The organism is Paenarthrobacter sp., assembly GCF_031180005.1.
Classification (GTDB): Bacteria; Actinomycetota; Actinomycetes; order Actinomycetales; family Micrococcaceae; genus Arthrobacter.
Window position 1 is genome coordinate 395,127 of sequence record NZ_JAPSHI010000001.1, and the last position, 12,347, is coordinate 407,473.

Consider the following 12,347-nt stretch of genomic DNA (forward strand, 5'->3'; position numbering starts at 1 on the left):
GGAAGGGTGTCCCTGGCCGCCATCCGAAGCCCCATCAGCACAGGTCCAGCCATACATTGTGCCACCCGAACCTGTGCGTGACCTGTGCTGATACTCCCTGGGCTCGTCAACACCGCCGCTGGGCACGCCCCTCCCTAACGTGAGCCATTACACGTTCACCAGTCCAGTGGAACGCGGCGCAGTGACCCGGTTGGCGAGGTATCGGGCGTCCCTGCACACTCCCGGCAAAGTTGCCGAAGCGGCCGCGAACAGGAACTCCTGGCCGATGAAGTACACGCCCGGGACCTCGTCAGCCACTCCCCTGGTTTGACGGGGTTCACCGTGATCGTCAAACGCCGGTAGGTTCACCCACGAGTAATCCTCGTGATAGCCGGTGCACCAGATGACATTCGCGGCGTCCACCCGCGTGCCGTCTTCCAAGACCGGGTGTCCATCCACAACCGCAACCAGCCTCGGCTTGAGGTGGACACCCGCGGCGGCCAGGTCCTTCGTCTTGGTGCGGATCAGCGGGGCAGCCTTGGCCTTGAAGTCAGGAGCGGCTTTTCGTCCCACGGGTGTGTTGAGGTTGAGAACGTGCAGGCCCAGGAACCGGACCACGGGGAGGGCAAAACGTGCAGCAGTCCTGCCGTGCCGCATGGGCATCTCGGCGCTGGGCTTGCCTGCCACGAACGTGGGGTGGAAGCTGCCAACTTCAAGGGCAATCTCGGCACCGGAATTGCCCAGTCCCACCACCAGCACGGGGCCTTCCTTCAACTGAGCGGGGTTTTTGTAATCCTGCGAGTGCAGTTGCAGAATGCTTGGATCCAACTCGCCCGCGAACGCCGGCAGCTTCGGGATCCGGTGCCCGCCGGTGGCAATCACCACGTTTTCGCTACGCCATTCACGGTCTCCGGCCTTAAGCACAAAGGCCTCATCGTCCCGGCCGATGTCATCTACACGAACGCCTGGAACGAACGGAAGTCCGAACCGGCCTACATAATCCTCCAGATAGTCGGCCAGTTGATCCTTGGTGGGAAAGACCAACCGGTCACCCGGGAAAGATAAGCCTGGAAGGCCGTCATACTTGGCCGGCGTGAAGAGCCGCAAGGAGTCCCAGCGTTGGCGCCAAGCATCCCCTGGCCTCTGGTGTTCGTCGAGGATGAGGAAGTTCCGGCCTTGCTTGGCCAACCAGTACCCAAGCGCGAGTCCCGACTGGCCACCTCCCACGATGATGGTGTCAACCACTCGATTCTGGATTGTGGACATGATCTTCTCCTGTATTTTTTGCGGGTTTGCGGTGGACTAATGGGCCTGCTGTGGTTCATGAACATCTGCCGTTAAGGCCCCTGGCAAACGATCTGCAGCGGGCGCATTGCGATACCGGAGACACCACACGAGCATCACGGCAGAGGCTGTGACGTAGAAGGTGTGCAGCAGCCACAAGGGACCAGCCGGAAGATCAAAGAATGTTCATAAAGCCACGCTATGAGGCCGACGCCTGGCGCCGCGTCGGGCAAATGAGCCAATCGCTCAATAGGGCATGGGTAATTCTGCGCAGGAATAGCATTGCGTCAGCGTCAGTGGATCAGGCCATGCTCAAAGGCATAGCCTGTGGCGGCAGCCCGGGACGGCACGGCGAGCTTGGAGAGTATGTTGCTCACATGCCGTGCCACGGTCTTCTCACTGAGGTAAAGCTCCCTGGCGATAGTCCGGTTCGCATGTCCACCGGCCACGAGCCGCAGGACTTCCAGCTCGCGGCTTGTCAGTGGGGAGCTGCCCTTGTTCTTCTCACCGGTAAGTTCCAAGACTTCGGCTACAGCCGGGGTTGCCCCGAGATCCGCGAACTCGGCCTTGGCAGCTTCGAACTCCATGTCGGCAGAGTCGGGGTCACCCAATAGGGCGCAGGCACGCCCGGCAAGTACCCTGCACCGGGCCGCCTGATAGGGAGCTTCGAGGCTGTACCAGGTCCGCCACGCGCGTCTCGACTCGCGCAGGGCTGCCTGGGGTTGACCTTCAGCCAGCAGCACCTGCGCCGCGGCATGGGCACCTAGGGCGAGTTCCAGCGGCAGGCTTGCCTCGTTGAGTGGCTCGGCCAATTCGTCCAGCGCGAGCCTGGCTGCGGCGACATCCCCAACGGCAAGTTCAACATCGACGGCGGCAGGCAGCAATCGACGACGGTTGGCTGAGTCCGCATCAGCCATCGCGCGTCGCATGGTGGCCTGCGCCTGGGCGGTTTTATTCTGGACCAGCTGAAGCAGTGCGATGCCGGGAACAGGCTCGAAACCCGTCCCCGCGGCCGTAGCGTAGGCCTTCGCCGCTTCCTCCACGAACCCCTGTAGGCGGAACACTTCGCCCTGCTGATACCAGGATCCGAACGTGGCATCCGGATCGCCCTTCCTCACCCTGCCTTCGGCCGCGCGCGCCACTGCCAGTGCTTCGTCCCACGCTCCATGGAGTATGAGAAGTTCTGCCCGGTATGCCTGACATTGCCCGCTGAACATCACCATGTCCGGGCGCTCCCCACACCACCGCTCCAAGGCCGCGGTCCACTCGTGGGCGCGGCGGACATCGTGTGACAGACGGCAACTGCCCAAGACGGCGCAGTAGATGATGCCCGCAGGAATGGGAGAGATCTCACCTGCGGTAACCGAAACCATCACTTCGTCCAGGATTTGCAGCCCTTCTTCCACATGTCCAAGGGAAACCTGGGACGTGCCTACACCAAGCTGGCCCAGGGCGCGGAGGTCTTGGTCATGGAATGAGGCACCCAGCTCCAAGGCCCTAGCGAACAGGCCCTGTCCCATTTCAGGGGCTCCGGTACGCAACAAACCCAGGGCGGCCGGGATCAGAAGATACCCCTCGGCGGCACAAGGACCCGCCATCCCCTCCAATAAGTGTTTGGCACGGGCCAACCACCCGTTGCCACGGGCTTGCTCGCCCATGTCCATCAGGAACATGACAAGCCAAGAGGCGCACCTCGCCGCGCTGTCGGTGTCCCCCATGGTCAGGAATTCCTCGTGTGCCCTGGCCAGGTACTCGATGCTTTGGGCATTCAAGCCAAGCAACATCGCCACCGATGCCGCCAACTCGATGTCCTGCGGAGGAAGACCGCCCCCGGCATCGGCGCGGGCGAGACACTCAAGCGCATCGCGCCAACGACGCTCGTGGAATGCCGAGCGTCCCAAGTCCAAATCTGTGTCCGGAACTGTCATAGCTCACCCTGCGACCGGGAACGGACCGGATGGCGCACCCAAGCCGCCGTAATAGCGTCAGGTTACCGCCGCCGTCGTACGCCCACAATAGCTCGCGACACAGGCCACGACTCCACCCGGAAACAACAAAAGCCCCGGTCAATGCGACCGGGGCTTTTGTGGAACAGGCTGTTAGTGCTGGTGGCCTGCGTGTGCGTCTTCTTCCTCAGCCGGCTTCTCGGCAACCAGGGTCTCGGTGGTGAGAACCAAGGCAGCGATGGAAGCGGCGTTGCGGAGAGCCGAGCGGGTGACCTTGACGGGGTCGATCACGCCGGCGGCGATCAGGTCCTCGTACTCGCCGGACTTGGCGTTGAAGCCGTGGTTGGCTTCCAGTTCGGAAACCTTGGCCACAACCACGAAGCCATCGAAACCGGCGTTCTGGGCGATCCAGCGCAGCGGTTGAACCAGGGCGCGGCGGACGATGCCAACAGCAGCTGCTGCGTCACCCTCCAGCGCCTTGACGGCCGGGGACTCGTCCAGCGCCTTGAGGGCGTGGATGAGTGCGGAACCGCCACCGGAAACGATGCCTTCTTCGAGGGCTGCACGCGTGGAGGAAACGGCGTCCTCGATGCGGTGCTTCTTTTCCTTCAGCTCAACCTCGGTGGCTGCGCCAACCTTGATCACGCCGATGCCGCCGGCCAGCTTGGCCAGGCGTTCCTGCAGCTTTTCCTTGTCCCAGTCGGAGTCCGTCCGGGTGAGCTCAGCACGCAGCTGCGCCACGCGGTCAGCTACGTCCTGGGCCGTGCCTGCACCGTCAACGATGGTGGTGTTGTCCTTGGTCACCGTGATGCGGCGAGCGGTACCAAGTACCTCAAGGCCAACGCTGTCCAGGGTCAGGCCGAGGTCCGGCGAAACAACCTGGGCGCCCGTGAGCGTCGCGATGTCCTGGAGCATGGCCTTGCGGCGGTCGCCGAAGCCCGGAGCCTTGACGGCAACAACGTTGAGCGTGCCGCGGATACGGTTAACGATCAGCGTGGAGAGGGCTTCGCCTTCGATGTCTTCAGCAATGATGAAGAGCGGCTTGTTGGCCTGCAGGGCCTTCTCCAGCAGCGGCAGGAAATCCTGCAGCGAGGAGATCTTGCCCTGATTGATCAGGATGAGGGCGTCCTCAAGGACAGCTTCCTGGCGCTCTGCGTCGGTAACGAAGTACGGGGAAAGGTAGCCCTTGTCGAACTGCATGCCCTCGGTGAGGACCAGTTCGGTCTGGGTGGTGGAGGATTCTTCAATGGTGATGACACCATCCTTGCCAACCTTGCCGAACGCTTCAGCCAGCAGTTCGCCAACCTCGTCGCTCTGCGCGGAGATGGCTGCGACGCTGGCAACCTGGGTGCCTTCGACTTCGCGGGCGTTCTCCAGGAGGCGGGCTGCGACGGCTTCGACGGAAACCTCGATGCCGCGCTTGATCTCGCCAGGAGCGGCGCCGGCAGCAACGTTGCGGAGGCCCTCCTTGACCAGTGCCTGTGCCAGAACGGTAGCGGTGGTGGTGCCGTCACCGGCGACGTCGTTGGTCTTGGTGGCTACTTCCTTGGCCAGCTGTGCGCCAAGGTTCTCGTAGGGGTCGTCAAGCTCAACTTCGCGTGCAATGGTCACGCCGTCGTTGGTGATCGTGGGAGCGCCCCACTTCTTGTCCAGCACGACGTTGCGGCCGCGCGGGCCAAGCGTCACCTTGACAGTGTTGGCGAGCTTGTCGATACCGGCCTCAAGAGACCGGCGGGCAGCATCGTTAAAAGCAAGCTGCTTTGCCATGGTTGTGTCCTTTCAAGACAGAAAACCCGCACCGCTGACGGTTGGAATGATTCCAACGCGACGGCGGTGCGGGGCTCCAGGAAGTTACTTTACGACGATCGCAAGGACGTCGCGGGCGGACAGAACGAGGTACTCGTTGCCGCCGGTCTTGACTTCGGTTCCACCGTACTTGGAGTAGATGACGACGTCGCCAACAGCTACGTCAACCGGTACGCGGTTGCCGTTGTCATCGAAGCGGCCGGGGCCGATTGCAACAACTTCGCCTTCCTGCGGCTTCTCCTGTGCGGAGTCCGGAATTACCAGGCCGGAAGCCGTGGTCTGCTCTGCTTCGAGCGGGCGAACAACAATACGATCCTCAAGAGGCTTAATCGAGACCGACACTCGGACTCTCCTTTTCATGAGCTGATTCATGGACTAAGAACTAGGGTGCCGGAGCGTACAACCGTCGTCGCGGTGCCGGAAGACGCTTGGCGTGATTAGCACCCTCCGGGGGAGAGTGCTAACAAGACTCTATGTAAGCGTTAGCACTCGGTCAAGGCGAGTGCCAGCATTTCGTCATGAGTGAACCTCCGTCACCGGCCGGTGAGGTCGTCCAGATCGTAGTCTTCGCCGTCGTCGTCCTCGTCCAACGGAACGTTGCCACGGTTCAGATAGAGCACTACGGCAGCGGCAACAGCTACGACGCCGGAGATCACCAGCGTGATGATTCCACCAGTCCTGGCGCCGCTATAGAGCTCGCGGATGCCCCGCGCTTCTTCCGTGGGGTCATTAACGCTCTTGCCGGCGACGGAATAGGTGGCGGCATTGAAGGAATCCAGCGCGAAGATGATGATCAGCAGGCCGATGCAGACCACCGCGATCACTGCCCCCGCGATCAGGGCCGGGCGAGCGAACTTTGTCATGGTGGAGTGATGCAGGGCTGCGTTGTCTTCCATGAAAACAACCCTATCCGGCTGATCCGCCGGTCACGTTGTCAAGCACCGCGCCGTTAGGCTTGATCCCATGCCTCACGCACCGCAGGAACAGATCGCGCCCTTGCTGACAACTGAAGGATGGGAGCTTCTTGCCTCTTTGGGGCCCTACCGCGAGGCCGACTCGTTCAGCGTCAATGCCGACCTCCGGAAGGCGGGTCATTCCCCTGATCTCGTAGCCGCGGTGCTCACGCAATCCCGGCTACGGACACGTGCGGAGGCGAAGTTCGGTGAATTCGCCCGGCAGATGCTCTTCACCCAAGCCGGCTTGGAACAGGCCACGCGCTTGAATGTCGCCGCACGGCACGCCGAGCGCTTCGCGAAGGCCGGCATCTCCCACGTTGCAGACCTCGGCTGCGGCCTTGGCGCCGATTCCATGGCGATGGCTTCCATGGACATTTCGGTGACAGCCGTTGAGATGGATGAAACCACTGCCGCCTGCGCCACCATCAATCTCATGCCCTTCCCGCATGCCACCGTGGTGCACGCGGATGCAACCTCCGTGGAGCTGGACGGGATGGACGGCGTATGGCTGGATCCTGCGCGTCGAACAACGTCAACCTCCGGCACCAAGCGGATCTGGGACCCCGAAGCTTTCTCACCACCGCTGTCCTTCGTGGAGCGCCTGGCAGCCACGGGGCGCGCCATCGGCGTCAAGATGGGACCCGGCATTCCCCACGATTCCGTGCCCTCAGGCTGCGAAGCCCAGTGGGTCTCAGTGGGCGGCGACGTTACCGAAGTGACCTTATGGTTCAACGCAGTGGCTCGCCCCGGCGTGCGTCGCGCCGCGCTGGTTATTGGGAGCCAGGGCGCCGCTGAAATCACCAGCGGCGCGGATTTCGACGGCGGCCCGGTAGCCGCCGTCGGGCCTGTTGAAGGCTTCCTCTACGAACCGGATGGTGCGGTGATCCGCGCAGGTCTGGTGGCCGACGTCGCAGATCGGCTGGGCGGGCATCTGGTGGACGAGCACATCGCCTACATCTGCGCCCCCGCACTGCACGACACCCCGTTCGCCCGCGCCTACAAGGTACTTGAGGTAATGCCTTACAACGTCAAGGCGCTCAAGGCATGGGTGAAGAACCACGGCGTCACAGTGCTGGATATCAAGAAACGCGGCACGGCTGTGACCCCTGAAGAGCTGCGGAAGCAACTGCTTCCCGCCAAACCGGCCAAGGGCAAGGATGCAAAAACGGCCACCTTGGTCCTTACCAGGATCGGCGAGGAAAGAGTGGCTGTTGTCGTGGAGCCAGTGACGACCTGATGCGTCACAAGAGTTAGCGGCGGGAGAATTCCGAGGCTTCACGCACCTGCTCAGCGCTCGGACGCACGCCCGTGTACAGGACGAACTGTTCCTCGGCTTGGATAGCGATGACTTCGGCGCCCGTAATCACCTTCTTGCCGGCTTGCCGGGCAGCAGTGATGAGCGGTGTCTCCGACGGCAGTGCCACGACGTCGAACACCACCTGGGCAGCGGAAACAGTGGCGTCGTCGAAAGACTGGGCGGTTTCATCCGCGCCCGCCATTCCCAGCGGAGTGACGTTGATGATGAGGTCCGCGGTTGAGCCGTTGACGTCGTCCTGCCACCCGAAGCCGTAAAGGTCTGCGAGCGCACGGCCGGTGCCCTCATTGCGGGCCACGATGGTTACAGCGGCGAACCCGGCGTCCCGGAGGGCTGCGGCTACGGCTTTGGCCATGCCGCCGGCACCGCGAAGCAGCACAGTGTGGCTGCTGGGAACCTGGTGGTCCTTCAGGAGCCGTGCGATCGCGATGTAGTCCGTGTTGTAGGCGGTGAGGACACCGTGGTTATTGACGATGGTGTTCACCGAATCAATGGCTTTAGCCGACGGATCCATGACGTCAACCAGGGGGATGACGGCTTCCTTGTAGGGCATGGACACCGCAGCGCCCCGGATCGGGAGGCCGCGGATGCCCGCTACCGCAAGGGTGATGTCCGCGGGGGCGAATGCCTTGTAGACAAAGTTCAGGCCGAGCAGATCGTACAGATAGTTGTGGAACCTGGTCCCGATATTGCTGGGCCGGGCCGCAAGCGAAATGCACAGGGACATGTCTTTGTTCAGGATTGGCATTCCCCCATTAAACAACGCCGTTAGGCTAGCCCTGCCGCGCCTTCATCCGCGGGTTGTTCTTGTTGATGACGAAGGTGCGCCCCCGCCTGCGCACGATCTGGGCGCCGGGGATCTTTTTGAGGGCACGCAGCGAATTCCTGACCTTCATGGTGTTTCTCCTTTGTGTTGGGTGTTGGGTGTTTAGGCCTAGAGGGCGTCGCTGAGTTCCAAGGGGTCATCCCAGACGCCGAAATCCTGTTTCATCTCCGCCTCCGTCAGTTGGCAACCGTCCAGCAGATCGATGATCTCCTGCGGATCAATGTCCTCCGACCTTCCAGTGATGGCCAGTACGGTTCCGCGGTCGCCATGGCTGGGGTGCCAGTCCAGGAGAGAGTCGACGTCGGCACCCGCCTTTCCCGGGCGCGACAGGCCAGGGGTGGATTCAGTCGAGTCGGCCAACCACGTTCCGGTGCTTTCCAGCCACACGCGCGGCCCGATTCCCTGGACGGCGATCCGCGTTTTCGGCGCCGAAGCAATCCACAGACGGCCACGCAGCCAGTGCGTACCGGCCGCCAGTTGTGGAAGCGCATCGCGGAAGCGTCCAGGATGCAGTGGTCGACCCGCTTTATGGAGCACCGTCCGGAAGGAACCTTTCGCTTCGTTGACGGGCACACGCACGACGCCGGGCCGGTTACGGGCCGATGCTTCGGCGTCGTCGAAGCATCCCGGCCGGTAGTCGTCAGCCGCGCCAACAACGCTGGCGTGGGACGCCAACTGGCCAAGCAATTCGACACCCAATAGCCACTGCGTGGAGCCTTCGCGAGGGTCTCCGGTCAGCACAGCACCCAGCCCGGGGTGCACCATCACGGTGTCCACCTGCCCGAACTCGCCGATCAGAAATTCTCCACTGGTGCGCTCATCAGTGGGCATGGACGTGAATCCTGATTCGAACAGCGTGTGACGGTCCCAGATATGGTCGTCCAGGTCTACGGGGTCCAGGGCCAGCACGGCGTTGTCGATTACCGCCGGGCGGCTCAATCCGCGCCGAAGCTCGGTAACGGCCATCCCGGCCGCGACGCCGGGCGGGAGACCCAGGACCACGTGGTCGAAGCCGCATGAGGCGAGCCGTTCCGCCGTCGGGACTACGTCCAACCTGACGGTGCAGCTAAGGCAGCCGTGCTCCAATTCCGTGGTTTCGCGCTCGAACAGCTGGCCGTTCCGATAGATGCGCCGCAGGACCAGCGAACCGTCCAGAAGATCGTGTAGGACCACCACGGAATTGGCGTGGGTTTGGCCGAGCCTGGCAGCGGCTGACTCCCGGCATTGGCTGTCCAGGGAACTGAGGACTGTGAGATGCATGCGTCGATTCTATTGCGAAGGATTCTCATTAGCAAATGAAGAGGCTGTTCCCCTTTAGCGCCCAGCAGTCACCTGCGTTCCGGCTGCATTAGACTTGATCCGACCGCTGGCGGCCCCACAGCGGGGAACCGTGTCCGGCTGAGACAGACTATGAGGGGACTACGTGCAGATTGATTTTGCGCCATCCAGGCAATCGACACTGGGTGTGGAATGGGAGTTGGCGCTCGTCAATGCACGCACAGGGGAATTGGTATCAGTGGCCAACGACGTCCTGAAGGGCGTCGCCGCGAACCACCCCGACCTCAACGAGGACGACGAACACCCCCATATCAAGCGCGAACTGCTCCTCAACACCGTGGAACTGGTCACAGGTATCTGCGAGACGGTCAAGGACGCCAAGGAGGACCTCAGCCGTTCCCTCGCCGCCGTCCGTGAAGTCACCGATCCAATGGGCGTGGAAGTGTTCTGCGCAGGCAGCCACCCGTTCAGCCCTCCCCTGCTCCAGCCCGTCACGGACAAAGAGCGCTACGCCAAGCTGATCGAGCGGACCCAATGGTGGGGCCGCCAGATGGTGATCTACGGCGTTCACGTCCACGTGGGCATCGACCGCCGGGACAAGGTCCTTCCCATTCTGGACGGCTTGGTCAACTACTTCCCGCACTTCCAAGCGTTGTCCGCCTCCAGCCCTTACTGGGCAGGCGAAGAGACCGGCTACGCGTCCCAGCGTGCGCTCATGTTCCAGCAACTGCCCACCGCCGGGCTTCCCTTCCAGTTCGAGACATGGGACGCCTACGAGTCCTACGTCCAGGACATGTTCACCACCGGTGTCATTGACGCGACGTCGGAAATCCGTTGGGACATCCGGCCGGTGTCGAACCTGGGCACCATCGAGATGCGCATCTGCGACGGCCTGGCCACACTTGAAGAAGTAGGCGCCATCGCTGCGCTGACGCAATGCCTGGTGGACGAGTTCTCCTCCATCCTTGATTCCGGAGGCAGCATCCCCACCATGCCGCCGTGGCATGTTCAGGAGAACAAATGGCGTGCCGCACGCTACGGCATGGAAGCCATCATCATCCTCGATGCCCAAGGCAACGAGCAACTGGTCACGGATCACCTCACGGAAACCGTCGCCCGGTTGGAGCCCGTCGCAGCGAAGCTGGGTTGCACCGAAGAACTGGCAGACGTTTTGAAGATCATCGAGCGCGGAGCAAGCTACCAGCGCCAGCGCCGAGTGGCCGCAGAACACAACGGTGACCTGCAGGCAGTGGTCATGGACCTCGTGCAACAGATGCGCAAGGGACCTGACGCGTAGCTGGCAAAGCTCAGGAAGGCACTGACACCGTAGTTACCGGCATGGAGGAGTCCGGAGCGAACCCGACGCCGCTGGGAGCAACGCCTGCCATGATCAGCTGCGCTCCGAGCGCGGCAACCATGGCTCCGTTATCCGTGCACAGGTCCAGCGGCGGAACGTGCAGCTTGATTCCGGCGGAGGTACAGCGCTGCCCAGTCAGTTCCCGGAGTCGCGAGTTCGCCGCAACGCCCCCACCCAGCAGGACGTCCGTAATGCCATGCTCTTTGCAGGCCAGGACAGCTTTTGAACTGATGACGTCCACCACGGCCTCCTGGAACGCTGCGGCGATGTCCGCCACGGGAACTTGCTCGCCGCGGGCTTCGAATTGCTCAACGCACCGGGCCACCGCTGTTTTCAAGCCGCTGAAGGACCAGTCGTAGCGGTGCGGGCCCTTCTCCTCCGCGGTGCCCATGTATTTGGGCTGTGTGAGCCCACGCGGGAAACGAATGGACTTGGGGTTGCCCTGACGTGCCAGTTTGTCGATGGCAGGCCCACCCGGATACCCAAGGCCAAGGATACGGGCCACTTTGTCATAGGCTTCCCCAGCGGCGTCGTCGATGGTCGATCCCAGTAGCTCGACGTCGTCCGTGATGCTTCGGATGCGCAGGATTTCCGTGTGCCCACCCGATACCAGCAATGCGCCAAGGTTCCCCGGCAGACTGCCGGCACCCAAGCCGGCGGCAGCAACGGCGTCGGGCGCCCCACCCGAAGCTGCCCTACCATCCAGCAGCCCGACGCCAACGTGCGCCACCAAGTGATTGATGGCGTAGAGCGGTTTGCCAGTGGCAACGGCAAGCGCCTTCGCGGCGCAAACCCCCACCATGAGCGCGCCGGCGAGGCCCGGACCGGACGTGACGGCAATGGCATCGATGTCGTCCAAGGTGACGCCTGCCTCGTGGAGCGACTCCTGCAAGGTGGGCACAAAGGCGTCCAAGTGTGCCCGTGATGCGATCTCCGGGATGACGCCGCCAAAGCGAACATGCTCCTCCATGGACGATGACACCGTGTTGGTCAGCAGGGTGGTCCCCCGCACGATTCCCACACCGGTCTCGTCGCAGGATGACTCGATGCCAAGCACCAGCGGCTGCTTTGGCTGTTCCGGATACTGCCCGCTCACGCTGTGGCTCCTTCTTGGGGTTTGTTCAGTTCCAGCCGCATGATCAGGGCGTCCGTGCCGTCCCGGTAATAGCGGGGACGGACGTGGATTTGCTCGAAGCCGAACCGTGAATACAGTTGCTGGGCGCGCGGGTTATCCGCCCGGACTTCCAGCAGGACGTCCTCGGCACGACGGCGCCGCGCCTCGTCAATCAGTTCTGTCAGAACGGCAGAGCCAATGCCTTTACCTTCGAATTCAGGCACGACGGCGATCGTCTGGACGTCCGCGATCGGCTCGATGCACATCAATCCGGCGTAAGCCACGATCTCCCCTGCAACCTCTGCCACCACGTAGCTCCGGGTCTCGGGCTGGGCCAACTCGTCAAAGAACATCTGCAAGGGCCAAGCGTCCACGGGAAACAAGCGGCGCTCCAGAGCCTCCACGGCCGGGACGTCTGCCTCCGTCATATCGCGCAGCGAAACCCCCGCGAGTTCCAGCTTGGGTGACAATTTCACAGTGCCCCTC

General features: G+C 62.7%; 12 protein-coding genes. 2 read left to right on the top strand and 10 right to left on the bottom strand.

The genetic code is table 11. From position 1 onward, the window contains the following. Positions 1 to 147: 147 nt before the first annotated feature. The 5 genes from RIF72_RS01800 to RIF72_RS01820 form a co-directional block, all read right to left on the bottom strand. Entirely contained in the window at positions 148 to 1,245 is a 1,098-nt protein-coding gene (locus tag RIF72_RS01800) for an NAD(P)-binding domain-containing protein (protein WP_309073178.1), read from the bottom strand. 311 nt (positions 1,246 to 1,556) lie between these two features. Beyond that, the gene (locus RIF72_RS01805; RefSeq protein ID WP_309073179.1) at positions 1,557 to 3,191 is read right to left on the bottom strand and encodes a LuxR C-terminal-related transcriptional regulator; all 1,635 of its coding nucleotides are present in this window, start codon (positions 3,189 to 3,191) and stop codon (positions 1,557 to 1,559) included. A 171-nt stretch (positions 3,192 to 3,362) separates the two neighbouring features. Continuing rightward, positions 3,363 to 4,976 (bottom strand): chaperonin GroEL, encoded by a 1,614-nt coding sequence (groL, locus tag RIF72_RS01810; protein ID WP_144648556.1) that lies wholly within the window; start codon positions 4,974 to 4,976, stop codon positions 3,363 to 3,365. 84 nt (positions 4,977 to 5,060) lie between these two features. After that, complete coding sequence (gene groES / locus RIF72_RS01815) at positions 5,061 to 5,357, bottom strand: co-chaperone GroES (protein WP_011775524.1); 297 nt, start codon at positions 5,355 to 5,357, stop codon at positions 5,061 to 5,063. A 191-nt stretch (positions 5,358 to 5,548) separates the two neighbouring features. Then, on the bottom strand, positions 5,549 to 5,911 hold the full coding sequence (locus RIF72_RS01820; RefSeq protein WP_309073180.1) for a hypothetical protein: 363 nt from the start codon (positions 5,909 to 5,911) through the stop codon (positions 5,549 to 5,551). Between the two features lie 67 nt (positions 5,912 to 5,978). Here RIF72_RS01820 and RIF72_RS01825 point away from each other — a divergent pair, with 67 nt between their 5' ends. Beyond that, on the top strand, positions 5,979 to 7,208 hold the full coding sequence (locus RIF72_RS01825; protein ID WP_309073181.1) for a class I SAM-dependent methyltransferase: 1,230 nt from the start codon (positions 5,979 to 5,981) through the stop codon (positions 7,206 to 7,208). Between the two features lie 13 nt (positions 7,209 to 7,221). Here RIF72_RS01825 and RIF72_RS01830 read toward each other — a convergent pair whose 3' ends face one another. From RIF72_RS01830 to RIF72_RS01840, 3 genes are read right to left on the bottom strand one after another with little or no spacing between them, the layout of a single operon-like run. After that, entirely contained in the window at positions 7,222 to 8,034 is an 813-nt protein-coding gene (locus RIF72_RS01830; protein ID WP_309073182.1) for a shikimate 5-dehydrogenase, read from the bottom strand. Between the two features lie 25 nt (positions 8,035 to 8,059). Continuing rightward, entirely contained in the window at positions 8,060 to 8,182 is a 123-nt protein-coding gene (gene ykgO / locus RIF72_RS01835) for a type B 50S ribosomal protein L36 (protein WP_011775528.1), read from the bottom strand. 38 nt (positions 8,183 to 8,220) lie between these two features. Then, on the bottom strand, positions 8,221 to 9,372 hold the full coding sequence (locus tag RIF72_RS01840; RefSeq protein ID WP_309073183.1) for a GTP-binding protein: 1,152 nt from the start codon (positions 9,370 to 9,372) through the stop codon (positions 8,221 to 8,223). Between the two features lie 163 nt (positions 9,373 to 9,535). On the opposite strand from RIF72_RS01840, the gene RIF72_RS01845 reads away from it, so the two are divergent. Further along, positions 9,536 to 10,687 carry a glutamate--cysteine ligase gene (locus RIF72_RS01845; protein WP_309073184.1) on the top strand — a complete coding sequence of 384 codons (1,152 nt, stop codon included), beginning with the start codon at positions 9,536 to 9,538 and terminating at the stop codon, positions 10,685 to 10,687. Between the two features lie 10 nt (positions 10,688 to 10,697). Here RIF72_RS01845 and tsaD read toward each other — a convergent pair whose 3' ends face one another. Continuing rightward, positions 10,698 to 11,843 (bottom strand): tRNA (adenosine(37)-N6)-threonylcarbamoyltransferase complex transferase subunit TsaD, encoded by a 1,146-nt coding sequence (tsaD, locus tag RIF72_RS01850; RefSeq protein ID WP_309073185.1) that lies wholly within the window; start codon positions 11,841 to 11,843, stop codon positions 10,698 to 10,700. After that, positions 11,840 to 12,337: a ribosomal protein S18-alanine N-acetyltransferase gene (rimI, locus tag RIF72_RS01855; RefSeq protein WP_309073186.1), complete on the bottom strand. Its 498-nt coding sequence runs from the start codon at positions 12,335 to 12,337 to the stop codon at positions 11,840 to 11,842. Before rimI ends, tsaD begins: the two co-directional genes overlap by 4 nt. Between the last annotated feature and the right edge of the window lie 10 nt (positions 12,338 to 12,347).

Bases quoted from the DNA above. Each gene is read 5' to 3' on its own strand.
- RIF72_RS01825 (WP_309073181.1), top strand. From the start codon at position 5,979: ATGCCTCACGCACCGCAGGAACAGATCGCGCCCTTGCTGACAACTGAA.
- RIF72_RS01820 (WP_309073180.1), bottom strand. From the start codon at position 5,911: ATGGAAGACAACGCAGCCCTGCATCACTCCACCATGACAAAGTTCGCT.
- RIF72_RS01800 (WP_309073178.1), bottom strand. From the start codon at position 1,245: ATGTCCACAATCCAGAATCGAGTGGTTGACACCATCATCGTGGGAGGT.
- RIF72_RS01840 (WP_309073183.1), bottom strand. From the start codon at position 9,372: ATGCATCTCACAGTCCTCAGTTCCCTGGACAGCCAATGCCGGGAGTCA.
- groL (WP_144648556.1), bottom strand. From the start codon at position 4,976: ATGGCAAAGCAGCTTGCTTTTAACGATGCTGCCCGCCGGTCTCTTGAG.
- RIF72_RS01830 (WP_309073182.1), bottom strand. From the start codon at position 8,034: ATGCCAATCCTGAACAAAGACATGTCCCTGTGCATTTCGCTTGCGGCC.
- ykgO (WP_011775528.1), bottom strand. From the start codon at position 8,182: ATGAAGGTCAGGAATTCGCTGCGTGCCCTCAAAAAGATCCCCGGCGCC.
- RIF72_RS01805 (WP_309073179.1), bottom strand. From the start codon at position 3,191: ATGACAGTTCCGGACACAGATTTGGACTTGGGACGCTCGGCATTCCAC.